Origin of the sequence: Comamonas denitrificans, from assembly GCF_017368815.1 — a bacterium.
Taxonomy (GTDB): Bacteria; Pseudomonadota; Gammaproteobacteria; order Burkholderiales; family Burkholderiaceae_C; genus Comamonas; species Comamonas denitrificans.
On sequence record NZ_JAFNME010000033.1, the window covers coordinates 1 to 24,795 of the forward strand.

A 24,795-nucleotide genomic window follows, 5' to 3' on the forward strand; every position below is an offset into this window, starting at 1 on the left:
GCATGGGGGTGTGGGGTGCGAGAAAGTTGCCGATTGTAGAAAGCGCACCCGATAAAAAAACCGCCCCCTGCATTATTTGGAAAATTCAAACAATACAGGGGGGCGGTAATCGCAAACCTTGGCAGCAGGGCTGCAGGTGTTAGCGGCCCAGCTCTTTGGCACTGACACCGGCAATGCCCCAGTTTTCTTTGGGCACTTCGGTGATCCACACACGCACATTGTCGATGGGTGCGCCTGTGGCCTCGACCAGGGCTTGCGAGACTTTCTCAATCACCGCTTTTTTCTGCTCTTCGGTACGGCCTTCGAGTATGTGGATTTGTGCGAATGGCATGGAGGATTCCTTAGATAAAAGTGGATAGGTGAACGGTTTAGGCAAAGCACAACGAGACGCTGCCCATGCCTTGCACGCGCAAGGTGACGTTGTCCCCTGCGTTTACGACGACGGCCTCGGTCACACCGCCGGACAATATCAGGCTGCCGGCCGGAATTTCCTGGCCCCGGCGCCCCAGGTGGTTGGCCAGCATGGCAATGGCGGCGGCGGGGTGGCCCAGCACGGCTGCGCCGGCACCCAGGGCCACGGGCTGGCCGTTTTTCTCCAGCACCACACCGACGGTGCGCAGATCGACCTGATCGGGGCGAATGGCCTGGCCACCGACCACAAAGCGGGCTGCCGAGGTGTTGTCAGCCACCACGCTCTTGAGGTCGAATTTGAAGTCGCGGTAACGGCTGTCGATGACTTCAATACCAGGCATCACAAAATCGGTGGCTGCCAGCACTGCGCCAATGTGGCAGCCGGGGCCTTTTAGGGCGTGTTTGAGGACGAAGGCTATTTCGGGTTCTACCTTGGGGTGAATCAGTTCGGCGGTGTTCACGGTGGCCCCTTCGGAGACCACGTATTCATCGACCAGGAAGCCGAACACCGGGTCGGTCACGCCCATTTGTTTCATTTTTGCGTGTGAGGTCAGGCCCGCTTTCAGGCCAACAACGCGCGCGCCGCGTGCCAGCTTGCGCTGCAGGATGACATCTTGAATCGCATAGGCATCGTCCCAGTCCATATCAGGGTGGTCGTTGGTGATTTTGGGTGTATCGCGAACTTCAAGCTGGCAGGTTTCCAGGTGTTCGGCAAGTTCGGCGATGGTTTGGGGTGAGAGTGCCATGATAAATACTCCAAAAAAACAAAGTTGGGGTGAATAAAAAGTCGGAAATCGTGGGGCCACGTGCCGAGTCGGTCAGTGGGCAATAGCCTGAAGGGGTGCCCTGCCTGGCGCAGCACTGGGGCGGCCTGGTCGCTGGGGCGTGGATGCTGCGGTAGTAGTGGCCGTGGCCGGAACGTTGCGGCCCGTGCTATCGCCCAGGGCGCTCAAGGCATTTTTGACGTGGTCATAAGCCGGGCGCACTTGCTCGGGCACCAGCTGCCGGATGGTGTCAAAGTCGCCCTGGCGGGCACATTCCAGCATCCGGCTGCGCACCTGGCGGTAGTGCGCCATGGCGTGGCCAAAGTCCTGTCCGGCAGCACGGGTGCGCAGGGTGGCGGCCTGGGCCCAAGCCTGGTCGATGAGTTGGTCGATTTCACCAATGCGGGTGACCACGGCGGCCACGTCGTCCCAGGTTTCGGAATTCATGATGAGGATGTTGCAGGCACGCATTTCTTCCACGCCATCGCTGATCACTTCCAGTGCCTGGCGCTTGGGCTGCAGGGCGGCCGTCTCGCGTTTGAGTTGGCCCACCATGGCTTGCACGGTGCGCACCTGGGTGTTGCTTTTGCCAATCCATTCCACCGATTCCTTGGCCGCTTGTGACAGGGTTTCGGTTTGCTGGCGCAGGCGTTCGCCCCAGTGGGTTTGTGTTTGCACGGCCTGGGCCATGCTGCTGGTGGCGGTCAGTGCCTGCTCGGCCCGGGTGCGGATGTCCGCCAGGGCATTGCTCGTTTGTTGGGTGCGGGCCACACCGCCATCCATGCCTTGCAGCACGGTTTGCAGAAATTGATCGGCCTCGTGGGTGCTGTGGGTGATGCTGACGACCATGTGCTGAATTTGCTGGGTCGCCTCACTGGTGCGTGCGGCCAGTTTGCGCACCTCGTCGGCCACCACGGCAAAGCCCCGGCCCTGTTCGCCCGCACGGGCGGCTTCCACGGCGGCGTTGAGGGAGAGTAAGTGCGTTTGCATGGCCACGTTCTTGATCATGGACAGGATGCCGTCAATGGCGGCGGTGTGCTGACGGACTTCGCCAAAGCGGGAATCTAGGCCATGGGCGGAGCTGCCCAGGGCGGTGATTTGCTCCGTCGTCTCACGCAGCAAGCGGTCGCCATCAAGTGCCAGCTCGTACATGGATTGCACTTGCTGGCGAGATATATCGGCCGATTGCACCACCGTCTCGACGCTTTCAGACAAGCCATGCACGCTCTGATCCAGGGCCTGCAGGCTGCTCTCTTGGGCGCGAGAAAAAGCCACCACCCGGGTGAAGGAGGAGAGCATGCTGGCGTTATTGACAATCACGTCCAGCGCGTGCTGGTCGATCTGTGCCAGCACAGCCTGGCGAGAAGCGCCTTGGCGTTTGCGCCACCGAAGTTGCCCACGACTGCACCAGGCCACCAGAGCCACCAAGGCCATCCCGCACAGCAGGCCCAGCGCAAAGCCAAGCCCTGTAGCGGGGTTCCACCATGCGAGGATGTTCATTGGGAGCACTCCTGGTTCAAGGGTCGATCAAGGGTTGAGCGCGGTGGCCCAGGTCAGCACCGCGCTGGGGCAGTGCTGACGTTGCTTTGCAAGCAGGTTATGCAGGCAGGGCAATGCCACGCTCGCGGGCCATGGTCAGGGCGGTGTCTTCAATCATGTCTTCCTGACCGCCGACCATGCCGCGGCGGCCCAGCTCGACCAGCAGGTCACGTGCCGGGATGCCGTATTTCTTCTCGGCGCGTTTGGCAAACAGCAAGAAGCTGCCGTACACGCCGGCGTAGCCCAGCGTGAGCGCATCGCGGTCAATGCGAATCGGGAAGTCCATCAAGGGTACGACCAGGTCTTCGGCCACGTCTTGGATCTTCCACACGTCCACCCCGGTTTGGATGCCCATGCGGTCGAGCACGGCCACCAGCACTTCCATCGGGGTGTTGCCCGCCCCGGCACCCAGGCCCGCAGCAGCGGCGTCGATGCGGTTGGCCCCGGCTTCGATGGCGGCAACGCTGTTGGCCACGCCCATGGCCAGGTTGTGGTGGCCGTGAAAGCCCAGCTCGGTCTCGGGCTTCAGGGCATCACGCACGGCAGCAATGCGCTCTTTCACCTGGTCGGGCAGCAGGTAGCCGGCCGAGTCGGTGACGTAGATGCAGTTAGCACCGTAGCCTTCCATCAGCTTGGCTTGTTTGATCAGGCCAGCGCAGTCGTTCATGTGCGCCATCATCAGAAAGCCCACCGTGTCCATGTCCAGCTTGCGGGCCATGGTGATGTGCTGTTCGCTTACATCTGCCTCGGTGCAGTGGGTGGCGACACGGATGGTGTGCACGCCCAGGCCATGGGCCATTTTGAGGTGATCGACGGTGCCGATGCCCGGCAGCAGCAGGGCCGAGACTTTGGCCTGTTTCATTAGCGGGATGACGGTGCTCAAATACTCTTCGTCGCTGTGCGCCGGAAAGCCGTAGTTCACCGAAGCGCCGCCCAGGCCATCGCCGTGGGTGACCTCGATGAGTGGGATGCCTGCAGCGTCCAGCCCCTGGGCCACGGACTTCATTTGCTCCAAGGTCATCAGGTGGCGCTTGGGGTGCATGCCGTCGCGCAGCGTCATGTCGTGCAGGGTGATTTTTTGTGTCATGTCAAAACTCCTTAGGCGGCTTGCAAGGTGAGCGTGCCGGCCAAAATTTCTTCGGCAAACATTTCGGCGGTGCGCGCGGCAGCGGCGGTCATGATGTCCAGGTTGCCAGCGTATTTGGGTAGGTAGTCGCCCAGGCCTTCGACTTCCAGGAAAACCGAAACACGGTTGCCGTCAAACACCGGGCCGTTCACCAGCTTGTAGCCGGGTACGTACTTTTGCACCTCGACCAGCATGTCGCGAATGCTTTGGGTGATGGCTTCTTTGTCCGGCTCGCCTTCGACCAGGCAGTGCACGGTGTCACGCATGATCATGGGCGGCTCGGCCGGGTTGATGATGATGATGGCTTTGCCTTTTTTGGCGCCGCCCACCTTCTCGACAGCACCTGCGGTGGTGCGGGTGAACTCATCAATGTTCTTGCGCGTGCCAGGGCCAGCGGATTTGCTGGAGACGGTGGCAATGATTTCGCCGTACTCCACGGGCTGTACCCGGCTGATGGCAGCGACCATGGGAATCGTGGCTTGGCCGCCGCAGGTGACCATGTTCACGTTCATCTCGGCTTTGCCCACGTGCTCCTTGAGGTTCACGGGCGGCACGCAGTAGGGGCCAATGGCCGCAGGGGTCAGGTCGATCATCATGGCCCCCTGGGCATTGACCTTGCGGCTGTTTTCCGCATGCACGTAGGCACTGGTGGCATCAAACACGATTTGCACCCCATCGGCCTTCATGTGGGGGATCAGGCCGTCCACGCCTTCATGGGTGGTTTTGATGCCCATCTCACGGGCACGCTTCAAGCCGTCCGATTCGGGGTCGATACCCACCATCCACACGGGTTCGAGCACGGGGCTGCGCTGCAGCTTGGCTAGCAGGTCGGTGCCAATGTTGCCAGGGCCGATCAGGGCGCATTTGATTTTTCGGGTCATAGGAAGTCCTTTGGAAAAAAGGGTCAGCAAATCGAAGACAGGATGCCGCCCTCGACCCGCAGCGCCGCACCGTTGGTGGCGGCGGAACGGGGGCTGCACACATAGGCCACCAGTGCGGCGACCTCGGAAGGTTCAATGAAGCGGCGCAGCAGCGAGGTGGGGCGTGCCTGGGCAAAAAAGCGCCGTTCGGCCTCGGCCAAATCGACACCTTGCTCAGCGGCCAGTTTGGCGAAAAAGTCGGCTACGCCTTCAGTGCTGGTGGGGCCAGGCAGCACGGCGTTCACGGTCACGCCCGTGCCTGCGCAGTGCTGCGCCAGCCCGCGTGAGACGGACAGCTGCGCGGCTTTGCTCATGCCGTAATGCACCATTTCGGTGGGCGGGTTCACGCCCGACTCGCTGTTGATGAACACCACGCGGCCCCAGCCTGCGGCCTGCATGGCGGGCAGCAGCGCACGCGTCAGGCGCACGCCGCTCATCACGTTGGCATCAAAAAAGCGTTGCCACTGGGCGTCGTCGATGGCCTCGAAGGGCTGCGGATCGAAGATGCCGAAGTTGTTCACCAAAATGTCCACGCCCGCGCTGGCCTGGGCCAGCAGGTCACAACCGGCGGCGGTGGCTACGTCAGCGGCCACGCCGCGCACCTGGGCCTGCGGCACGGCGGCCTGCAGGCGCTGCACGGCCTGGGCCACGCGCTCTTCGCTGCGGCCATTGAGTACCACGGCCACGCCTTCGCGCGCCAGCTCGGTGGCAATGGCAAAGCCAATGCCTGCGGTGGAGCCGGTGATGAGGGCGCGTTTGCCGCTGAGTTGCAAGTCCATGCCGCGCTCCTTAAACGAAGCGCACCGAGCAGCCGCCGATGCCGCCAATGGTCACGCGCAGGTTGTCGCCCGCTTGCACCGGCACCATGATGCCCAGTGAGCCCGACAGCACCACTTCGCCCGCTTCCAGCGCGATGCCCAGGCGGCCCAGCGTATTGGCCAGCCAGGCCACGGCGTTGGCCGGGTGGCCCAGCGCAGCAGCGCCAGCGCCAGTGGCGACGATTTCGCCGTTCTTTTCCAACACCATGCCGCAGGTGGCCAGGTCAATATCGCGCACATCCACCAGGCGATCGCCCAGCACCAGGACGCCGCAACTGGCGTTGTCGGCCACGGTATCTTGAATCTTGATTTTCCAGTCGCGGATGCGCGAATCCACAATCTCGAAGCAGGCCATCACGCCTTCGGTGGCGGCCAGTACATCGGCGGCAGTGACGCCAGGGCCTTGCAGGGTTTTCTTCAGCAAAAAGGCGATTTCGCCTTCGGCCTTGGGCTGAATCAGGGTATTGGCGGGTACGGATTCGCCTTCGTTAAAGACCATGCCATCGGTCAGCCAGCCAAAATCGGGCTGGAACACGCCCAGCATGTTCATCACGGCCTGGCTGGTGACTCCAATTTTCTTGCCCACCACTTTCTCACCGGCGGCCAGACGGCGTGCCAGCATTTTTTGCTGAATGGCGTAGGCATCTTCGATGGTGATGTCCGGGTGGCGGTTGGTCAGCGGCTCGAGCATCTGGCGCTGCGTTAGCGCTTGGTACAGCTCATCGCCCAGTTGTTCGATCAAGACAGGGGTCATGGTCATGGGAATTCCTTTGACTAGGGTGTTCAGAAAAATCGTTCAGGGCTGCAGGGGTAGCGGCTCGTCGGGGTGCGCTTCAGCAAGGAAGTCGCCCACCAGGCGGGCAAAGCGCGCGGCGTGCTCAATTTGCGTCCAGTGGCCGCATTGGCCGTACACATGCAGTTGGGAGCGCTGAATCCAGCTGGACAAGGTCAGCGAGGTGGCCAGCGGGATCACGCGGTCTTCGCGGCCATGGATGACCAGGGCTTGGTGCGGCAGGGCGCGGATGTCGGCCTCGGCGCTGGCCAGCGCTTCAATCCAGCGCTGGCGCGGCGCAGGGAACATGGCGGCGAACGATTCTTGAAAGCCGGGGCGGATGCTGGCCTCAAAGCGCAGGCGCGCCAGGTCGTCGCTCATCAAGCCTTGGTCGAAGGCGAAGTAGTCCATGATGGCGCGCATGTTCTCTACCGAGGGGGTGTAGCCCCACACGGCGTCCAGCCCCTCGGTCAGGGGGAAGGAGACACCGGCGCTGCCCATCAGCACCAGGCGGCGCACGCGCTCGGGGTGGGCAATGGCCAGCGCCAGCGACAGGCCGCCGCCAAACGAGTTGCCCACCAGGTCGGTGCGCTCAATGCCCAGGGCATCGAGCAGGCCCACGGCCTGGCGCACCCAGGCGTCCATGTTGTAGACAAAGTCTTGCGGGCGCTCGGTGTAGCCAAAGCCCACCATGTCGGGCGCAATCACGCGCGCTTGCTGCGCCAGCGCGGGCATGACCAGGCGCCAGTTGGCCCAGGCCGACACGCCTGGCCCCGAGCCGTGGATGAGCAGCACCGGGGCGCCAGCGCCACCACTGTCGTGGTAGTTGGTGCGGATGCCTGCGGCGGTGATGCTCTGGCCGATCTCGGGATTGGAGGGGGTGGCGCTCATTTGGGGTGGTCTCCTTGCTATATTTATGAGAGCTGCTCGCGCTTTTCATACAAGCGCGAGAGGCCGATTTGGCTCAAAAAATGGCTTAGAACTTCACCATCACGTTGCGCAGCTCGGTGTAGAACTCCAGCGAGTGCACGCCGCCTTCACGGCCAATGCCCGACTGCTTGGAGCCACCAAACGGCGTGCGCAGATCGCGCAGGAACCAGGCGTTGATCCAGCACAGGCCCACTTCGATCTGGTGCGCCAGGCGGTTGGCGCGCGCAATGTCTTGCGTGAAGATGGCGGTGGCCAGGCCGTAGCGGTTGGCGTTGACTTTGCCCAGCACTTCCTCTTCGCTGTCAAAGGGGCTGATGTGGCAGCAGGGGCCAAAGATTTCCTCGGTCACCACGGTGGCGGTTTCGGGCAGGCCCGTCCAGATGGTGGGCTGCACCCACGAGCCGTCTTTCAGCGCTTCGGGCATGTCGGGAATACCGCCGCCGGTAACGATGGTGGCGCCTTCATCCTTGGCGGTTTTGTACAGGCCCAGCACCTTGGCTTGGTGTTTTTTGCTGATCAGTGGGCCAATCTTGGTGTCGTGGTCGAAGGGCAGGCCGGGCTTCATGGCTTCGGCGCGCTCTTTCAGGGCGGCGACCACTTTCTCAAAAATCGGGCGCTCAACGTACACGCGCTCGGTGCCCAGGCAGACTTGGCCGGCGTTCTCGAAGCACGAACGCGTCAGCGTGTCGATGGTCACCTGGAAGTCGCAGTCGGCAAACACCACGGCTGCGTTCTTGCCGCCCATTTCCAGCGACACGGGGCGCACACCGTCGGCAGCCGCTTTCATGATGGCGGTGCCGGTGCGGGTTTCGCCGGTGAAGGTGATGCCGTTCACGCCGGGGTGCTTGGTCAAGAATTCACCGGCCGAGCCGGGGCCAAAACCGTGCACCACGTTGTACACGCCCTTGGGCATGCCCACAGCGTTCATCACCTCGCCCAGCAGCGTGGCGGTGGCGGGGGTTTCTTCGCTGGGCTTGACCACCACGGTGTTGCCGCAGGCCAGCGCCGGGCCGACTTTCCACGTCATCAGCAGGAGCGGCAGGTTCCAGGGGCAGACCACGGCAATCACGCCACGCGGCACGCGCACGCCGTAGCTCAGGGCGGTCTTGCCGTCGGGCGTGCGCATGTTGAACGACTCGGTGGCCGTGCTCTTGATGGTGTCGATGAAGATCTGGAAGTTGGCCGCACCGCGTGGAATGTCCACGTGCGAGGCCAGGTGGTGCGGCTTGCCGGTATCGGCAATTTCCGCCTGCAGGAAGTCGTCAAAGCGGCGGTTGATTTCACCGGCCACAGCGTCCAGCAGCTTGCAGCGCTCTGCCACTGACAGGCGTCCCCAATCACCTTTCAGCGCAGCCTGGGCCGCCGCTACCGCAGCATCCACCTCGCCTTGTCCGGCTTCGTAAATTTGGCCGATGACTTGACCATTAACGGGGTTGATGTCGGAAAACGTCTTGCCGCTGGTATTGCGAACATACGCGCCATTGATGAAATTGAGAAACTCTTGCATAGCCTGCTCTGGTTGAAATAAAAAATAATCAGCGAATGCTGCCTGGGTGGTGGCCTGTTCAGATCACCACCCAGATGCTCTGTCGCCTCATACGGAGAACGTGCTGTTTAGAACGCTTTCACGAGCGTGAAGCGCACCAACGAGCCCTTGGGTTGGGGGTTCGTGCCGCCTTTGGCGTGGACTTCCTTGTAGGCGGCTGCCTTCAAGAAAACGCCTGCGTTGGGGATGGGGTACACCACCTCAGCCCCGACCGCATGCACGGAAGATTTGTCGCTGCGGGCACCAGCACCCTTGTCCCTGGTGGTCTGCAACTGGCTGTAGCCGACCAGGCCGGCGGAGAAGGTGCCGAAGGATTTACCCAGGCCCCATTCCACGGTCAGTTGTTGGCCGGGGCGGATGCCGTTGTCTTTGCGGGTGTTGAACTCATAACGCGCCAAGGCTGAACCGGTAATGGTTTTGGCACTGTCAAAGTAGTAAGTCAGACCACCGGTCAGCATGGTGCTCTTGAAGCCTTTGCCGGGAGAAGCAGGCTTGCTGGTGCTGGCTGTGTCTAGCCACATACCTGCAGCGGCCACAGCATCCCACTGCGGGCCGTGCCAGCCCAGCACCAGGGGGCCGACGTACACGTCGCCCACGCCTGAATCCTTGGAATTGGCAAAGTCCAGCGAGGTGCGCATCACCGGAATGATGGTTTCCATGCCGTAGTCTGCGCCCAGGAATTTGTGCTTGGTGATCCACACCAGCCGGTTGGCCACGGCCGTGACCGAGCCTTTGTTGCGGCCAGGAACCGCATCGCTGGAGCCCGGGGCACTTAGGCTATTGATGTCGTAATGCACCAGGTAGCCCAGGTAATACACCCCGGGCGGCGGTACGCTGGGACCTTGCAGCCCTTCTACGCCGGCCACATAGTGGCCTTCAGCTTGCGCACCGGCGGTTGCCAGCAGGGCCAAGGCGGCTGCGCTGGCAAGGTGGGTCATCTTCATGCTGTCTCCTTTTGGAATTTTGTTGTTTTGTGGGTGCGGATTAGGCGTTATCCAGGCCCAGGGCGGTGAGCGCGGCGCGGGCACAGATTTCGTCTTCTTCTGCGCTGCCGCCCGAAACGCCAATGCCGCCAATTAGCACGCCGCCCTCGCGCAGTGGCAGGCCACCGCCGAAGACCACGTTGCGCGGACGCACGGGCATGCCCAGGCGCAAGGCTTCATCGCCCTGCAGGATGCCCGCCCACTGCGCCGTGGCAAAGCCAAAGCCGGCGCTGGTGTAGGCCTTGTCGATGGCGATGTCCACCGAATGCAGAAAGGCACCAGGCATGCGCAAAAAAGCAGCCAGTACGCCCGACGCATCGGTTACGGCAACGTTGATGCGGATGCCCAGCGCACCGGCCTTGGCCACCGCTGCCACCACAGCAGCGTTGGCCGCCTCGGCGGTGATGGCGCGTTGTTCAACACTGTGTTGTGCCATGGTGGTGGGCTCCTTAGGTCACTACGCTCAAGAACGCATCGTTCAATTTACGGTTGTGATAGAAGATGCCGGCACCCACTTCATCCCACGTCCAGGTGATGGGCTCCATGTCCGGATAGTGGTCGTAGCCGCCGCAGAACGTCTCCAGACGGTTACCGCTGGGGTCAAAGAAGTAAATCGTGGTGCCGTTGGTTACGCCATGACGGGTGGGCGATACGTCGATGGAGACACGATTTTTGCTCATGATGTCGGCTGCACGCAGAACCTGCTCCCAGCTGCTCAGCTGGAAGGAGACGTGGTGCAGCTTGCTATCTTCTGCGTGGCGCACAAAGGCGATGTCGTGTGCCTTGGCGCTGCAGGTCAGCCAGATGCCCAGATCGGTCTTGCCGTCTTCGAGCTTGACACGCTCGACCAGGTTAAAGCCCAACACTTTCTCGAACAGCTCTTTGGTTCCATCCAGATCGCCGCCATACAACAGGCAGTGGTCCATGCGAATCGGTGTAATGCCGGGAGTGTCGATGACATCTACCTCAGGGTTCAGACAGCCTGTGGCGTTGCCTACGTTGGTCTTTTCTGCATACAGCTCAATAGTGTGGCCTGTGGGCACGTTGAAGCGCACGCGTTCACCAGTTTCCAGCATTTCGCCAGCAGGGATGCGTTCGGTTTTGACACCAAAGGCTTGCAGCTTTTGTTCCAAGTCATCCAGAGTGGCTTTGTCCAGCACTTTGAAACCAAAGAAGTCCAGGCCTGCTTGGTCGGCTTGGCGCAGTACCACACTGTTGTGGTCGCGCTCGGCGCGGGTTTTGAAATAGGCTCGGCCTTGGGCATCGCGGCCCATGGGCTTGAGGCCCATGACATCTGTGTACCACTTGACCGATTCTTCCAAGTCCAGTACCCGTATTTGGGCGTGACCAGGGCGTAAAACACCAGTGATTGCCATGAGTTGTCTCCTTAATGTGTGTCGTTCATGGGGTGGGGGAAAGGGGGGCTGCCTTGGAGCGGTAGATGTTTTTTTTCATCGCGCCGACCACGTTCAGACGCAGATCGCTGTTGGGGTAGATGCGGCAAGAGAGCACGCAACCGGTGGACTCTTCTTCGGCGCTGATGTGGGCGCGGCTCATCACGCGGCGCGTGTACTGGCCTTCGAGCACCTGCACCTTGCACACACCGCAGCCGCCTTGGCGGCAGCCGACGGGAATGCCTTTTTTGCCCAGTGCTTCCATGCCTTCAAGGACGGAGCGGGTCTCGGTGGCGGTGTAGCTCTCGCCAGTGTCTTCAATGTGAATAACGAATTTCTGCATGACTGTGTCTCCTTTGCGGAACCCTCTTTGAATGGGGTTCCTGCAACCGATAAGGCAACGATAAAAAAAGATGTCGTTACCGTCCAATACAATTTTTCCGTTTGTTTGATACCGTTTTGGTATCAAAAAAGTGCCCGCCCCTATTTGCTGCTGGCGTGCAACCAGGGGTGCAGCCAGCGCGTTAGGCGTGGTGCCACCACCCAGGTCATGAGTAACACCACCAGCACCGTAATCACCGCCACACGCGGGGCCAGCCACCAATCGGCCAGCAGGGGGGCCACCGTCAGGAACAAAAACAACACGGTCGGGAAGATGCCCAGCCAGGTCACCGTGGCCACCTTCCAGCGCGGCGGGGCGGCCCGGGTCGTGCTGTTGGGGGCGGCGAACCAATAGTCCAACCCCGATACCCGGTGCAGTTGCTGCGTGCCGACGGTGTGCGGCAGCACCTGCTCTAGCCAGTGCGCCCGCTCGCTCGATTCCTGCCATGCGGCCAGGTGGGCCTCGGTGTCAAACGCAAACACCACGTGGTAAAGCAGCGGCTCGGCTGCGTCCCCAACCTCCTGGGGGGAGACTACTTGGCCACCCAGATGGCCGGGGAAGTGTTCTGCGGCGGCCAGCATGCCTTGCATCGCAGCCTCAAACTCGGCCACGGCAGCGGGCAGAACCCGGCGGGCGATCAGCACCGTAACGGCACGTGGCAAGGCAGTGGTTGCTGGGGACGGCGTGCGAGCAGGAGTGTCCATGGGGCAGTCTTTCCGTAGTGGGTATTGCAGGGCAGCGATGGGGGATACCCGTAACGATAGGCGGCATGCTTGATACCTTCCAATACTATTTATTCCTGATTCCGATACCATTTTGGTATTCTTAATTTTCTTGTCGGAGTGCGTCCTGTGGATCTGCGTGACATGCGTTACTTTCTTGCCGTGGCCGAAGAGGGCCACATGGGCCGGGCCGCCAACCGCTTGCATTTGTCGCAGCCGCCGCTGACGCGCCATATCCAGGCGCTGGAGGAAAAGCTGGGCGTGCCCCTGTTTTTGCGCACCCCCAAAGGCATGGCGCTGACCGAGGCTGGATTGACGCTGCTGCAAGAGGTGCCCAACTTGTTGGAGCTGGCACAGCAGGCGGCCGAACGCACACGCCTGGCGGGGCAGGGCTGGATTGGGCGGCTGGACGTGGGGTTGTTCGGCTCGGGCGTGCTGGATGTGATTCCGCGCATCCTGGCGCAGTTTCACCAGGCCCGCCCAGACGTAAAGATCGTCCTGCACAACCTGACCAAGGATGCCCAGTTGCAGGCGCTGCGTGAGCGGCGCATTACCGTCGGCTTCAACCGCCTGGTGCCAGCGGCGCCGGACATCAGCACCATGACGGTGCTGCGCGAGTCGCTGATGGTGGCCCTTCCGGCTGTGCACCCGCTGTCGGTATTGCCCTCGCTGCGCATCCGCGATTTGGCGAACGTGCCTCTGATCCTCTACCCGAATGTGCCCATGCGGGGGCTGGCGCAGGAAGTGAGCGATGCCTTCCATGCCGAAGGGGTGCCGCTGCGTGTGGAGCAAGAGGTGGAAGATGTGCTGACCGCCGTCGCGCTGGTGTCGGCCGGTTTTGGCATGGCGGTCACTACGCAATCGGCCTCTAACCTGCGCCTGCCGGGGGTGGCGTTTCGGCCCTTGCACAGCAGCCAGCTCAAAGAGCTGGAGCTGAGCTGCCTGTACCGCACGGACGATCGCTCCCGGGCGTTGCAAGCGTTTTTGGAGGTGGTGCGCAGCTTCGCCGCCTCGCACAGCCCACGTGCCGTGGGATGAGGCTGAGAACGTGCCCATGCCCTCGCAGACAGGTTGTGGGGTGAAGTGGCGTACCGTGACCATGGCTGAGATTTCCGCTCAGATTTTCCGAAACAAGGGGCTGCGCACTTGCTGCGCGTCGGCGGCGCTGATGAACTTTTCGGTGTAGATGTCGCGCTCGAACAAGCGCCCTTGCATCAGGGTGGTGATGCAGGCATCAATCATCAGCGGGGGGCCGCACAAATAGGCTTTGTGGCCGCGAAAGTCGTTGTTGAAATGGGCTTTGGCTGCTTCGTGGACAAAGCCGCGTGCGCCGTCCCAATCGCTGTCTTCTGGCTCATTGGACAGGGCGGCGATGTAGTTGAAGTTGGCGTGTTGCTGTGCCAGTTGCACAAATTCAGCGTGGTGGTAGAGCTCGGCGCGGCAGCGTGCGCCATTGACCAGGGTGATGGGGCGTGTGCAGCCGTTGGCCAGCAAGTCCAGCACCATGGAGCGCGGGCTGGACAGGCCGGAGCCGCCCGCCAGAAACAAATAGCCCAGGTCTTGCGCCAGGTGGGCGCTTTCGCGCAGGAAAAAGCGCCCGTAGGGGCCGACAATTTTCACGCGCTCACCGGCCCGCAGCTGGTCATGCACCCAGCCTGTGCCCATGCCGCCAGGCACGCGGCGGATGTTCAGCTCGATCTCGGTTTTCTGCGCCGGGGCGCTGGCAATCGAAAAAGCGCGGGTGCTGCCCTCGCCGGGGATGTGCAAATTGATGTACTGCCCGGCCTGGAAGGTCAGGGGCGTATCCAGCGCAATCCACACGCCTTTGATGGTGGGGGTGAGGTCTTCGATGCGCGAGACGGTGCCGGCAAAGTCTTGCACCAGCAGGTTCAAAGCATCGGGCTCTTCGTCGATCTCGGCTTCGACCACGACATCGGATTCCACCGTGGCGCAGCAGGCCAGGCACAGGCCTTCTTCGCGCTCGTAGTCCATCAGGGCAAAGCCGCTGGCATCGCCGTGTTCGATGTCGCCATCGGTCACCTGCACTTTGCAGCTGCCACACAGGCCATGGCCGCAGGCGTGGGGCAGGTAAATGCCGGCACGCAGGGCGGCATCCAAAATGGTTTGGCCTTCTTCAATGTCGATGGTTTGCCCGAGGGGTTCGATCGTGAGTTGATGGCTCATAGGAATCTCAAGTTTTGAAAATAAATAGCGTCTTCCGCTGTATATATCTAAATATTTTTAATATTTATGCAATTAATACTTGCATATCCAGCGGAATCAGCTCCTTTAAAAGTCCTGCCTGACTAGAAGGACGAGCCTTGCAGCCCGGTCAGCCCCGGCGTGCGAAAGCGGATGGCGCTTTTGTGGCCAATGCCGTTTTCCGCCATGGTTTTGTCCATGTCGGGCTGGAAGGCTTGGCCGGACAAGAACCATTCCGCGCTGCCCCAGTCGATCTTGGCAAAGTCGGGGTGGGCGCTGTAGATGCCCGGCAGCGTGCCTTGCACCAGCTCTCGGAAGGTGGTGCTGGGCGGCATGGGCACGCACACGGGCGAGCAAAACAGCTTGTGGTCGTCCCAGCCGATGTACAGCAGTGGCGCGGGGAATTTGTCCACCGTGTCTTTGGCGGAAAAGGTGTAGGGGCCAAGGGATTTAACGGCCATGGGGTGTCTCCTTTGTTCTCTGGATTGCTGACGCTTAGTTGCCGGTGGCCTGGGTGCGCCACATTTCGAAGTTGCGCTTGTCGGGCGAGTCGGCGTAGTCCATGTTGTCCTGGCCCGGAGTGATCTTGTACCAGCGCAGCACTTCGGCCAGCGGGTTGAAGTCGGGCTTGGACGGGTCCACGTCCTCGGGGAAGCAGTTGCCCTGGTAGATCTGGTGCACGGGCAGCCAGCTTTGCACGTACTTCTCGGGTTCGTTGTCGAAAATGTGCTGGCAGCCGTCCGAGCAGCAGTGGTACTTCATGCCTTGGTACTCGGTTTCGCGGTAGGCAATCTTGGTGGGGTCGTCCGGCTCGGTGTAGAACATGGGCACTTGGCACACTTGGCACAGCATGGGCAGCGTGCCGTTGTAGAAGCGCTTGCCTTCGGCCTGTTGCTGGTTGTAGTGCGTCCACAGCGGGCGGTAGTACTTGTCGAAGCTGTCCGGGTACTTGGCCGAGAGCCACTCCATGTCCTTCTCGCTGGGTGCCCAGGTGTGGAAGGGGGCGGCCGCGCCGTAGTTGTAGAACACGTTCCAGGCCTGGTGGCTGAGGTGGTCTTTGTCTTTGCAGGCTTGCTCCCAGCCCTTCGGAACACGGATGCCGTAGCGGGCCAGGTCGTTGAACAGGGCCGCGCCGTTTTGCTCGGCGTACACCTCCCAGGCCTCCTTCCAGCTCATCACGCGCTTGGGCAGCATGTAATCCATCATCATCGCCACCAGGGTCAGCACGCGGTAGCCGCGCCAGAACCATTTGTCCAGCCAGGCTTGCACGATGGGCAGGTTGTCCGGGTCTTGTTCCAGGATGAATTTGATGATCTCCAGCCCCAGCGTCATGTGGCGCGATTCGTCCGATTGCGCCGAGAAACCAAAGGCCATGGCCCCCATGTCGCCGTTGTAGGCCGCGCCGCTGATGAAGGGCACGAACAGCAGGTTGGTCAGCACGTATTCAAACGCAAAGCCAATGGCGATCATGAATTCGAAGGGGCCGGCGGTCAGCGCATCGTCAAAGAAGGATTTGGGCACCGACAGGAACCACACGCGGTCGTGCTGGTGGTGCCAGTTCTGAAAGCCGTTGTAGTGCTTGTTGTAGTTCGACAGGCTGTGAATTTGCGTTTGTGCGTGGCGGATTTCATCGAGCGCCTGCATCTGGCAAGCGACCCGTGGCCCCGCGCCGGGGAATTCGCGGCCCATGCGGGCAAAGCCCCGGTGCGCCATGTACTCGTTGGGGCTGATGCCGGTCATGAACAGCTTGAGCGAGTTGATGTACCGCGCATCGGTCACGCCCAGGTGGCCGTTGTTTTGCGTGAAGGCATCGATGATGGCGTAGAGCTTGCGCTCTTTCTCGGCCTGGTACTTCCAGTACGAGTCCATGGTCATGCGGAAGGGGTCCTCGAACTTGTCCCAGTCGTGGATTTTGATGCCCTCGTACTCCATATTGGTGAACACTTCGCGCACGCCTTGGTAGGTGGGGGTCCAGGCCAGATCGCGCGTCATCAGGTTGTAGCGCTCTTTGAGGTTGAGCTTTTTCTTGACTTTCATATCCATGGTGTATGTCTCCTTGGTGCGCTCGCTAGGAGCGCAGTGTTGAATAAGCGGTTATTGGTGCCAGGTGAGCGTGAATTCATCGTCGGTTTCATCGACGTTGCCACTCATGGTGATCAGGTGAATCTGCATTTCCTGCAGGTCAAAATCGCGCCCGATTTCTTCTTCGATCGTGCTTTTGCGCACCACCAGGCGGGTGGGTACATCAATCTTCACCATGGCGGGCTGGTCGCTCACGATGGCCTGCGGGTTGTCGGCCAAGATGGCATTGACGATGGCGCGGGACTCTTCGTTTTTCTGAAAAGCAATGAATACGTTGGACATTCCGATACTCCTGAATGCAAAAAGGGTGTTCAGACCGGAATGGTCAAACCGACCTTGGCCATGCGGGCATCGAGCATGGCCACGCTGCGCTCTAGGGCGGCCGGGGCATCGGCCCCCAAGGCCAGCGCAGCCACGGGGGCCAGGGCTTCTTGCACGCGGCTGCGCCAGTGGGCGTACCAGCCATTGAGCAAGGCTTGGTTGTCGCTGCTTTCGGCTGCAGCGGTTTTGATGACGGCATCCACCCATTTATTGGCATCCAGGGCCCACTCGGCCTGAAAGCGCGTGAGCATGGAGGTCACAGGGCCCGCCTGCTGGCTCAAAGCCTCATCCACCTCGCGGTAGGCCAGGGTGAACAGCACGCCGTCCAGCACAACGTTCTGCGCCACAAACAGCTCGAACCAGTCCTTGGTCACCCAGGTGTCTTCCACCAGGCGGCGCAGACCTTGCCAGGCAGGGGCGTGCAGCCACGCTTGTTTGCCTGCCTCTAGGGCCTCTTGGTCACCCAGCAGCAAACCCAGGCGGGTGAGGTATTGGGCAATGCCCAACTGGTCCATGCCCGCGTACAAGCAGGGCTGGGTAATGGCGGTGCCGTAGCCGTAGGCGCATTGGTAAGAGCCATTCAGGTTGGCCCCCCAGGCAACATGGCGCAACGGCACGTAAAAGTCCAGCGCCTTGCGGCGGGCGTTGTTGTCATAGCGATCGGCCAGCCCCCGGCTTTCGACCAGATCAAAGTCGGCCTCGGCCACCTCTTGCATCCGGGCGCGGGCCTGGGTGTAGGTGCCGTAGTAGAACTGGCGCGGGTCTTTCAGCGCGTACCAGTCTTTCATCACCAGGCGGGTGCGGCGCGGGTCGAACAGTTCGTGTTCGGGGTCCCAGGTGGGGCGGTAGTGGAAGTTCGCCTCGGGCTGCACGTCCATCGTGCCTTCGATGTAGCGCGAGGCCGGTTTGTCCGCACCCAGTCGTTCGGCAATGTGGTTGTAGGTCTGCCGCAGCGGGGTGATGCTGACAGTGCGCAAGTCGATTTGCATAGGGTGTGTCTCCTGAAAAGTTGTTATGCAGAGGAAGGAAAAGGTGCGGACTTACCGCGTGGTGCGAAAGTGCTGCTCGCGGGCATCGCGCAGGCTCCAGTCCCATTCGTGCGCGGCGCTGCCATCGGTGTGCTCGGGCAGGCGGCCTTGGGTAGGCTGCACGCCCTGCATGGCGCAGAAGTCTTCAAACTCTGCGCGGGGCATGACCATTTCGACAAACAGGCCCGGCTCGCCGACAGCAAACTCGAACTCCACCATGCCGTTGTCGTGCTGCTGCACTTCCCGCACGTATTTGCGGCTGACATCCCATTGCGCATCGGGCTGGGGCTTGGTATCCATAAAAGGCTCCTCAAAGTCGCGTAGTGCTGGTGGTTACGCACAGACCGTGCCAACTTTTTTAAAATGTCGATAAATGCCGTCAAATTCAGGGTAAGTACTGAAAAAATTCATCCTTAGAGGCCGTTTTTGCATCTTTGCCAAGGTGGTGGATGGCCCTGATCCTTTGAATATTGCGCTGCAGCATGATGAAATGCGCGATCTGGTTAGGCAGACTTCATGAAATGATCAATTTTTTTGGTAATGCCCCCTGGGACTAGCCCCATAGGCGAAAAATATCTTTTTATCGATACTTTTTGGCATGCCTACCCCTTCTGCCTCCCCGCTACCCCCTCTGCCGGCCGATCAGGATTTGCGCCGGCTAGTGCATTTTTCGACCACCGATGGCCGCATCTGGTTGGCTGACCAGCGCATGCTGCTGCTGCACATGGCGGCCCTGAGTGCATTGCGTCGCGAACTCATGGCCACACTGGGAAGGGCGCAAACACGCCGGGTGCTGATGCGCACGGGCTACGCCGCTGGTGAGCGCGATGCCTTGCTGGCCGGCCAACTGCGCCCGAATGCCAGCTTGTTTGATGGCTTTGCCATTGGTCCGCAACTGCACATGCTTGAAGGCGCGGTGCAAGTCACCCCCCAGGTGTTCGAGGTGGATGAGGCCCGGGGCCACTTTCTGTGCCGTTTCCGTTGGGACCACAGCTGGGAGGCCGAGGCCCATACCCGGGAATTTGGCCCCCAGGATGACCCTGTCTGCTGGATGCTGCTGGGCTATGCCTCGGGTTTTACCAGTGCTTTTTTTCGCCGCCCCGTGCTTTACAAAGAGGTGCAATGCGCTGCCTGTAGCCATGAGCACTGCGTTATTGAGGGCCGCTACGCTGAGGAGTGGCCTGATGGTGCAGCCATGGCCCGCGATTACGATGCTGACTCCATGCTTGTCAAGCTTGACGAGCTGCAAGCCCAGGTGCAGACCCTGCGCACGCAGTTGCAGCCAGCCGATGAGTTGGGGCCGCTGGTGGGCAGTTCCCCCGCCTTTCAGCGCACGGCAGAGCTGCTGCGCAAGGCCGCTGAAACCCAGGTGACAGTGCTTCTCACGGGCGAAACCGGTACGGGCAAGGAGCGCTTTGCCCGCGCCTTGCACGCCATGAGTACGCGGGCGGACAAGCCGTTTGTCGCTGTCAATTGCGCGGCTTTGCCCGCCGAGTTGATCGAAAGTGAACTCTTCGGTGCCGAAAAAGGGGCTTACACCGGTGCGGTCGCCCCGCGCATGGGGCGTTTCGAGCGTGCCCATGGCGGCACGCTGCTGTTGGACGAGTTGGGCGAGCTGCCCCTGCCCGCCCAGGCCAAGCTGCTGCGCGTGCTGCAAAGCGGCGAAATCGACCGCTTGGGTGCCAGCCAGCTGCGCAAAGTCGATGTGCGCGTGGTGGCGGCCACCAACGTCGATCTGGAGCAGGCTGTGCGCGAAGGGCGCTTCCGCCAGGATTTGCTGTACCGCCTGAACATCTATCCCATCCACATTCCGCCGCTGCGCGAGCGCGGGGAGGACATCGGCCAACTGGCTATGCATCTGCTGCACAAGTTTGCTACCCAGCACGGTAAGCGCCTGCTGGGCTTTTCCGATCGGGCGCTGGCCGCCATGCAGGCCCACCAGTGGCCCGGCAACGTGCGCGAACTGGAGAACCTGATTGAGCGCGGCATCATCCTCACCGCCAACGGGCAGGAAGTGGAGGTCGAGGCACTCTTTCCTCACCTGAACTTGCCAGCGGGGGCCACAGTTGGGGCCGCAGGACAATTGCAAGCCACGGCCTGCGACAGCAAGCGCTCCGCCCAGTGGTATGACCACCTGCAATCGAGTGGCATGACGCTGGAAGTATTAGAAAATACCCTGCTGACCGAGGCGGTGGCCCGTGCCGGCGGCAATTTGGCCGCTGCCGCCCGGGCGCTGGGCTTGACCCGCCCGCAACTGAGCTACCGCTTGCAACGCCTGCAAGAGCGGGCCGATAGGCCGCCTTCTTCAACAAGATAAACAAGTTACTCCACCCGCTTTATGGCTAAACGCAGCTTTTTTTCCGCTCTGTCCGGCTCCTCGATCTTGGCTGCTCACCCCCTCCACCCCCTTCAGCGTTCCGGGGCCTTGCCTGCCGATGCCGAGTCGGCGCAGGCCAACCGCACCTTGATTGAGCACACTTATGCAACGCTGCGCACCGACATCATCGAGGGCCGCTTGTCTCCGGGCAGCAAGCTGCGCATCGAGCACCTGCGCACCCAGTACGCTGTGGGTGCGGGTACCTTGCGCGAGGCACTGACCCGCCTGGTCAGCGATGCGCTGGTCACCACCGAAGGGCAGCGCGGTTTTCGTGTGGCACCCATTGCCCTTGAAGATTTGGAGGACATCACCCACCTGCGCGTGCAAATTGAGACAGAGGCACTGCGCCTGTCCATGCGCCATGGCGATGACCTGTGGCGGCGGCAGGTGGAGCAGGCGTATGCGGCCCTTTCTACTGAGGAGCCGATCGCGCCTGGGCGGCGACCGCATTGGGAACAGCTCAATATCCGTTTTCATGAAGCCTTGCTCTGCGGCCACCCCTCGCCGTGGACGCTGCGCGTGCTGCGCCTTCTCTCGCGCCACACCGAGCGCTACCGCTGCTACGCCATGGCCTTGCCCGGCTACCTGCGCGACGTGCATGCCGAGCATGCGGCAATTGTGGAATATGTCTTCCAAGGACAAGAGGCCCGTGCCGCTTTGGCGCTGGAGGCCCATATCCGCACTACGCCGGACTTGCTCATCCAGGCCCTGCGCGAAGGTCGTGCCGTCCTGCCGCAGTAGGGCACAACTACGGCCCCCCCGTCAGCCACGCCACCGCGGCCGAGAAGCTGACAAACGCTAGCGCCGTGCTCACCAAAATAATCCGTGCCACGCGCCCGCCGTGGGCTTCAAAGCGCTCGGCCAGCAGCGAGACATTGCTGGCACTGGGCAGCGCCGCCGTCAGCACCAGCGCGGTGATGGTGAGTGGGGCCAGCGCAGCACCCAGGGCCACGGCGGCTTGGCAGGCGGCCCAGACCAGCATGGGGTGCAGCAACAACTTGGCCAGGGCCAGCGGCACATAGTGGCGCGGGGCGACGTGCTCAGCCTGGTTCAGTTGCGAGCGGGCCAGCACGGCACCAATGGTAAAAAGGGCCACAGGCGATGCTGCGTCTGCGAGCATAGCTATGGTTTTATCTACAGGCCCGGGCAGTTGGAACTGCGTGGCCGAGGCCAGGGCCCCCAAGCCAATCGCCCAGGGCAGGGGGTTGATTAGCACCCCTTTCAGGGCCAGGCGCAGTGCCCGCCCGGCGCTGCCATTGCCCAGGCCCAGGCGCGACAAGGCAATGCACAGCGAGGTGGTGACCACCATGTCCAGCGCCATGGTCATGATCACCGGCCCAGCGCTGGCCTGTCCCAGCAGCGCCACCAGCAGCGGCACGCCCATAAACCCTGAGTTAGGGAATGCGGTGACCAAGGCCCCAAAGGCCGCATCGTTCCAGCCCCAGCGGCGCACGGTGGCGGCCACGGCACCGGCCACCACCAGCAGACCGCAGAGCAAATAAATCAAGGCCACGACCGGGTCGAGCAACTGGGCAATCGGTGTGTTGGCGCCAAAGCGAAACAGCATGCACGGCAGGGCAAAAAACAGCACAAAGCTATTGAGCCCGCCAATGGCCGTGAGCGGCAACACCCGTGCCTGCGTAGCAAGGTAGCCACACAGCACCAGGGCGAAGAAGGGAAAGGTAACGGTTAGAACGGCAAGCACAGCCGCGCATTGTCGCAGCCCTGCAAGGGGGCGGGGGGCTTGCTGGGCATGGTGGTCGAAAGGCACAACGACTGGTTCCGCGCCCCGGTGAAGCGCCACACCACCGCGTCGGAATTCAATATCGACACCATCGGCAGCCTGCCGCAGGTGGACATTGTTTACTCTCGTGGCAATGTGCAGCCCACGGCCGTGCAGGCGCTGGTGGCCAGCGGGGCCAACACCCAAACGCTGCAGCGCATGTTCTGGGAGTATTGAACCCGCGTTGCACCTTGCACCCTTCGCTTCAAGAGCGCCCCTGCCTGGGGGCGCTTTTTTGTTTTCGCTACCATGCGCGGTTTGGTTTTTCTCTTGGGATGGTTTTGTTGTTATGTCTGGTCTGAATCGCGCCCAACTCCAAGCCGTGCACTTTATTGATGGCCCCAGCCTGGTGCTGGCGGGGGCGGGCTCGGGCAAAACGCGGGTGATTACGCACAAAATTGCCCACCTGATCGACACCGGCCTGGCCCCCCGGCGCATTGCCGCCATCACCTTTACCAACAAGGCCGCCGCCGAGATGCGCGAACGCGCCAGCGGGCTGATTGGCCGCAAAGCCAAAGAGGTGCTGGTCTGCACCTTTCACGCACTGGGCGTGCGCATGGTGCGCGAAGATGGCCATGTGCTGGGGCTCAAACCCAACTTCAGCATTCTGGATGCCGACGATGTCACCAGCATCCTGAAAGACTGCGCCGGTGGCACTACCGATGCGGCCACGGCGCGGCAGTGGCAGTGGGGCATCAGCGCGTGGAAGAACCAGGGCCTCAATGCCCGCCAGGCGCTGGCCCTGGCCAAGGACGACCACGAGCGCAGCCTGGCCATCATCATGCAGCGCTACGAAGAGCGCCTCACCGCCTACCAAAGTGTCGATTTTGATGACCTTATCGGCATGCCCATGCGGCTGTTGCACAACCACCCCGAGGTGCGCGAAAAATGGCAAAAGCTGCTGGGCCATGTGCTGGTGGATGAATACCAGGACACCAATGCCACGCAGTACGCCCTGCTCAAGCTGCTGGTGGGCGAGGCCGCCCGCTTTACCGCCGTGGGCGACGATGACCAAAGCATTTACGGCTGGCGCGGGGCCACGCTGGACAACCTGAAACGCCTGCCGCAGGACTTCCCGCAGCTGCAAGTCATCAAGCTGGAGCAAAACTACCGCTCCACCAGCGCCATCCTGCGCGCGGCCAACCACGTGATTGGCCCCAACCCCAAGCTGTTTCCCAAAACCCTGTTCAGCGAACTGGGCGAGGGCGAACCCGTGCGCGTGCAAGCCTGCGACACCGAAGAGCACGAGGCCGAACGCGCCGTGGCCCGCATTCTGGCCCTGAAAGCGGCCAGCAACCCGCCCCCGGCGTGGAAGGACTTTGCCATCCTCTACCGCGCCAACCACCAGGCCAAGCCGTTCGAGAAAGCGCTGCGCAAGGCGAGCATTCCGTACAAGGTTTCGGGCGGCACCAGTTTTTTCGACCGGGCGGAGATCAAAGATTTGTGCGCCTGGTTTCGCCTGTGGAGCAACAACGACGACGACCCGGCGTTTTTGCGTGCCATCACCACGCCGCGCCGGGGCATTGGCCACACCACCCTGGGCAAGCTGGGCGAATTTGCGGCGCTGCACAAACTGAGTATGTTCGGCAGCCTGTTCAATACCATGCTGCCGGCCGTCTTGGGCAAAAAGGCGCTGGAAGGGCTGCTGGAATTTGGCCGCAACATGAACGACTTGGAATACCGCGCCCGCCACTGCCTGGGGCACGAGGCCAGCCGCACGTTTTTAATCGACTGGCTGACCGACATTGGCTACGAGCAGTACCTGTACGACAGCGAAGACAGCGAAAGCGTGGCCGCCGCCCGCTGGAGCAATGTGCTGGAGTTTTGCGACTGGATGGCCCAGCGCGCCGGGGGCCAGATCGAGGATGCGGCCGGCACCAGCACGCACACCGAAATCAAAAGCCTGCTGGAAGTGGCGCAGAACATTGCCCTGCTCTCGACCATCTCTGAGCGCGAAAGCGAGCAGGACCAGGTCGTGCTCTCCACCCTGCACGCCAGCAAGGGGCTGGAGTGGCCGCACGTGCAACTGGTGGGCGTGACCGAAGGCATGCTGCCCTTCAAGCTGGACGATGACGATGGCAAGCAGCAGCACGTCAGCGACGAAACCGCCGCCCGCCTGCAGGAAGAGCGCCGCCTGATGTACGTGGGCATCACCCGTGCCCAGCGCACTTTGGTGGTGAGTTGGACCAAGCGCCGCAAAAAAGGCCGTGATACCGTGCCCTGCCAGCCCAGCCGTTTTATTGCCGAAATGCAGCTTGACCCGGCCACCAGCCGCGAAAACCCCCGCGACAAATTGCGCCAGCTGCGGGCTGAATTTGCGGCCCGCCAAGGGGATCCAACCTAACCTGTGCAACCCTAAAACTGTGTTGATGACCTCCTCCCGTTCCTCCCGCTTTTTTCTTCCGACCCTGGTGTGGGCTGCAGGCCTCAGCGCCTGGCCCTCTGCCCAGGCCACTTCTGCGGCGGTCACCGCGCCGCCGCCGCTGGCGCTGGACACCTGGCGCCAGTGCGCCGCCACCACCGACAACCAGGCCCGCCTGGCGTGCTTTGATGCCTGGGCGCAGCAGCAAGAGCCCCTCACGCCGCCCCCGGCCACCCAATGGAGTCGCCTTCCCGCCGAGGCGGCGGCCAGTGGTGCCGCCATGCCTACCGCTGCCGCTAGCGATGCCGCCGGTGGCCTGGCAATAGCCCCGGC

General features: G+C 61.9%; 25 protein-coding genes and 2 pseudogenes. 6 read left to right on the forward strand and 21 right to left on the reverse strand.

Translation table 11 applies throughout. From position 1 onward, the window contains the following. Nucleotides 1-139 precede the first annotated feature (139 nt). The 14 genes from J1777_RS12195 to J1777_RS12260 all read right to left on the reverse strand — a co-directional run bounded on the left by J1777_RS12195 (nt 140) and on the right by J1777_RS12260 (nt 12,289). On the reverse strand, nt 140-376 hold the full coding sequence (locus J1777_RS12195) for a 2-hydroxymuconate tautomerase (protein WP_278253537.1): 237 nt from the start codon (nt 374-376) through the stop codon (nt 140-142). Then, the gene (gene dmpH / locus J1777_RS12200) at nt 369-1,157 is read right to left on the reverse strand and encodes a 2-oxo-3-hexenedioate decarboxylase (protein ID WP_207575973.1); all 789 of its coding nucleotides are present in this window, start codon (nt 1,155-1,157) and stop codon (nt 369-371) included. The genes J1777_RS12195 and dmpH overlap by 8 nt, the downstream gene beginning before the upstream one ends. A gap of 72 nt (nt 1,158-1,229) precedes the next feature. Next, nucleotides 1,230-2,675, reverse strand: coding sequence for a methyl-accepting chemotaxis protein (locus J1777_RS12205; protein ID WP_207575974.1), 1,446 nt, complete (start codon nt 2,673-2,675; stop codon nt 1,230-1,232). A gap of 97 nt (nt 2,676-2,772) precedes the next feature. After that, complete coding sequence (gene dmpG / locus J1777_RS12210; RefSeq protein ID WP_207575975.1) at nt 2,773-3,801, reverse strand: 4-hydroxy-2-oxovalerate aldolase; 1,029 nt, start codon at nt 3,799-3,801, stop codon at nt 2,773-2,775. An 11-nt stretch (nt 3,802-3,812) separates the two neighbouring features. Then, nucleotides 3,813-4,721: an acetaldehyde dehydrogenase (acetylating) gene (locus J1777_RS12215; protein ID WP_207575976.1), complete on the reverse strand. Its 909-nt coding sequence runs from the start codon at nt 4,719-4,721 to the stop codon at nt 3,813-3,815. 23 nt (nt 4,722-4,744) lie between these two features. Next, on the reverse strand, nt 4,745-5,539 hold the full coding sequence (locus J1777_RS12220) for an SDR family NAD(P)-dependent oxidoreductase (RefSeq protein ID WP_207575977.1): 795 nt from the start codon (nt 5,537-5,539) through the stop codon (nt 4,745-4,747). 10 nt (nt 5,540-5,549) lie between these two features. Next, a complete protein-coding gene (gene dmpE, locus J1777_RS12225) occupies nt 5,550-6,332 on the reverse strand; it encodes a 2-oxopent-4-enoate hydratase (RefSeq protein WP_207575995.1) in 783 nt (260 codons plus the stop codon). Nucleotides 6,333-6,374: 42 nt separating this feature from the next. Next, on the reverse strand, nt 6,375-7,241 hold the full coding sequence (locus J1777_RS12230) for an alpha/beta fold hydrolase (RefSeq protein ID WP_207575978.1): 867 nt from the start codon (nt 7,239-7,241) through the stop codon (nt 6,375-6,377). A gap of 85 nt (nt 7,242-7,326) precedes the next feature. Continuing rightward, a complete protein-coding gene (locus tag J1777_RS12235) occupies nt 7,327-8,787 on the reverse strand; it encodes a 2-hydroxymuconic semialdehyde dehydrogenase (RefSeq protein WP_207575979.1) in 1,461 nt (486 codons plus the stop codon). A 107-nt stretch (nt 8,788-8,894) separates the two neighbouring features. Then, on the reverse strand, nt 8,895-9,764 hold the full coding sequence (locus J1777_RS12240; RefSeq protein ID WP_207575996.1) for a SphA family protein: 870 nt from the start codon (nt 9,762-9,764) through the stop codon (nt 8,895-8,897). Between the two features lie 46 nt (nt 9,765-9,810). Then, nucleotides 9,811-10,245, reverse strand: coding sequence for a GlcG/HbpS family heme-binding protein (locus tag J1777_RS12245; RefSeq protein ID WP_207575980.1), 435 nt, complete (start codon nt 10,243-10,245; stop codon nt 9,811-9,813). Nucleotides 10,246-10,258: 13 nt separating this feature from the next. Further along, the gene (locus tag J1777_RS12250; RefSeq protein ID WP_207575981.1) at nt 10,259-11,185 is read right to left on the reverse strand and encodes a catechol 2,3-dioxygenase; all 927 of its coding nucleotides are present in this window, start codon (nt 11,183-11,185) and stop codon (nt 10,259-10,261) included. 25 nt (nt 11,186-11,210) lie between these two features. Next, nucleotides 11,211-11,546 (reverse strand): 2Fe-2S iron-sulfur cluster binding domain-containing protein, encoded by a 336-nt coding sequence (locus J1777_RS12255; protein WP_207575982.1) that lies wholly within the window; start codon nt 11,544-11,546, stop codon nt 11,211-11,213. A 140-nt stretch (nt 11,547-11,686) separates the two neighbouring features. Continuing rightward, nucleotides 11,687-12,289, reverse strand: coding sequence for an antibiotic biosynthesis monooxygenase (locus J1777_RS12260; RefSeq protein WP_207575983.1), 603 nt, complete (start codon nt 12,287-12,289; stop codon nt 11,687-11,689). 147 nt (nt 12,290-12,436) lie between these two features. Here J1777_RS12260 and J1777_RS12265 point away from each other — a divergent pair, with 147 nt between their 5' ends. Next, a complete protein-coding gene (locus J1777_RS12265; RefSeq protein WP_207575984.1) occupies nt 12,437-13,345 on the forward strand; it encodes a LysR substrate-binding domain-containing protein in 909 nt (302 codons plus the stop codon). 78 nt (nt 13,346-13,423) lie between these two features. Here J1777_RS12265 and J1777_RS12270 read toward each other — a convergent pair whose 3' ends face one another. From J1777_RS12270 to J1777_RS12295, 6 genes are all read right to left on the reverse strand, one after another. After that, the gene (locus J1777_RS12270; protein WP_207575985.1) at nt 13,424-14,491 is read right to left on the reverse strand and encodes an NADH:ubiquinone reductase (Na(+)-transporting) subunit F; all 1,068 of its coding nucleotides are present in this window, start codon (nt 14,489-14,491) and stop codon (nt 13,424-13,426) included. 122 nt (nt 14,492-14,613) lie between these two features. Further along, nucleotides 14,614-14,970, reverse strand: coding sequence for a phenol hydroxylase subunit P4 (locus J1777_RS12275; protein WP_207575986.1), 357 nt, complete (start codon nt 14,968-14,970; stop codon nt 14,614-14,616). 34 nt (nt 14,971-15,004) lie between these two features. Continuing rightward, entirely contained in the window at nt 15,005-16,552 is a 1,548-nt protein-coding gene (locus tag J1777_RS12280; RefSeq protein WP_207575987.1) for an aromatic/alkene/methane monooxygenase hydroxylase/oxygenase subunit alpha, read from the reverse strand. 51 nt (nt 16,553-16,603) lie between these two features. Beyond that, nucleotides 16,604-16,873 carry an MmoB/DmpM family protein gene (locus J1777_RS12285; protein WP_207575988.1) on the reverse strand — a complete coding sequence of 90 codons (270 nt, stop codon included), beginning with the start codon at nt 16,871-16,873 and terminating at the stop codon, nt 16,604-16,606. 29 nt (nt 16,874-16,902) lie between these two features. Beyond that, nucleotides 16,903-17,901 (reverse strand): aromatic/alkene monooxygenase hydroxylase subunit beta, encoded by a 999-nt coding sequence (locus tag J1777_RS12290; RefSeq protein WP_207575989.1) that lies wholly within the window; start codon nt 17,899-17,901, stop codon nt 16,903-16,905. A 51-nt stretch (nt 17,902-17,952) separates the two neighbouring features. Continuing rightward, nucleotides 17,953-18,240 carry a phenol hydroxylase subunit gene (locus tag J1777_RS12295; protein ID WP_207575990.1) on the reverse strand — a complete coding sequence of 96 codons (288 nt, stop codon included), beginning with the start codon at nt 18,238-18,240 and terminating at the stop codon, nt 17,953-17,955. 298 nt (nt 18,241-18,538) lie between these two features. Between J1777_RS12295 and J1777_RS12300 the strand changes: the two genes are divergently transcribed. Beyond that, nucleotides 18,539-20,257, forward strand: a complete 1,719-nt coding sequence (locus J1777_RS12300) for a sigma-54-dependent Fis family transcriptional regulator (RefSeq protein WP_207575991.1) — start codon at nt 18,539-18,541, stop codon at nt 20,255-20,257. 21 nt (nt 20,258-20,278) lie between these two features. Next, on the forward strand, nt 20,279-21,058 hold the full coding sequence (locus J1777_RS12305) for a GntR family transcriptional regulator (RefSeq protein ID WP_207575992.1): 780 nt from the start codon (nt 20,279-20,281) through the stop codon (nt 21,056-21,058). Nucleotides 21,059-21,065: 7 nt separating this feature from the next. On the opposite strand, the gene J1777_RS12310 is transcribed toward J1777_RS12305, so the two are convergent. Continuing rightward, nucleotides 21,066-22,022 carry an AEC family transporter gene (locus tag J1777_RS12310; RefSeq protein WP_207575993.1) on the reverse strand — a complete coding sequence of 319 codons (957 nt, stop codon included), beginning with the start codon at nt 22,020-22,022 and terminating at the stop codon, nt 21,066-21,068. A gap of 24 nt (nt 22,023-22,046) precedes the next feature. On the opposite strand from J1777_RS12310, the pseudogene J1777_RS12315 reads away from it, so the two are divergent. The 3 genes and pseudogenes from J1777_RS12315 to J1777_RS12325 form a co-directional block, all read left to right on the forward strand. Beyond that, a pseudogene (locus tag J1777_RS12315) lies at nt 22,047-22,238 on the forward strand (L-asparaginase); the annotation flags it as partial. A gap of 151 nt (nt 22,239-22,389) precedes the next feature. Then, nucleotides 22,390-24,444 (forward strand): ATP-dependent helicase, encoded by a 2,055-nt coding sequence (locus J1777_RS12320; RefSeq protein ID WP_207575994.1) that lies wholly within the window; start codon nt 22,390-22,392, stop codon nt 24,442-24,444. Between the two features lie 25 nt (nt 24,445-24,469). After that, nucleotides 24,470-24,795: pseudogene (locus J1777_RS12325) on the forward strand (hypothetical protein); the annotation flags it as partial.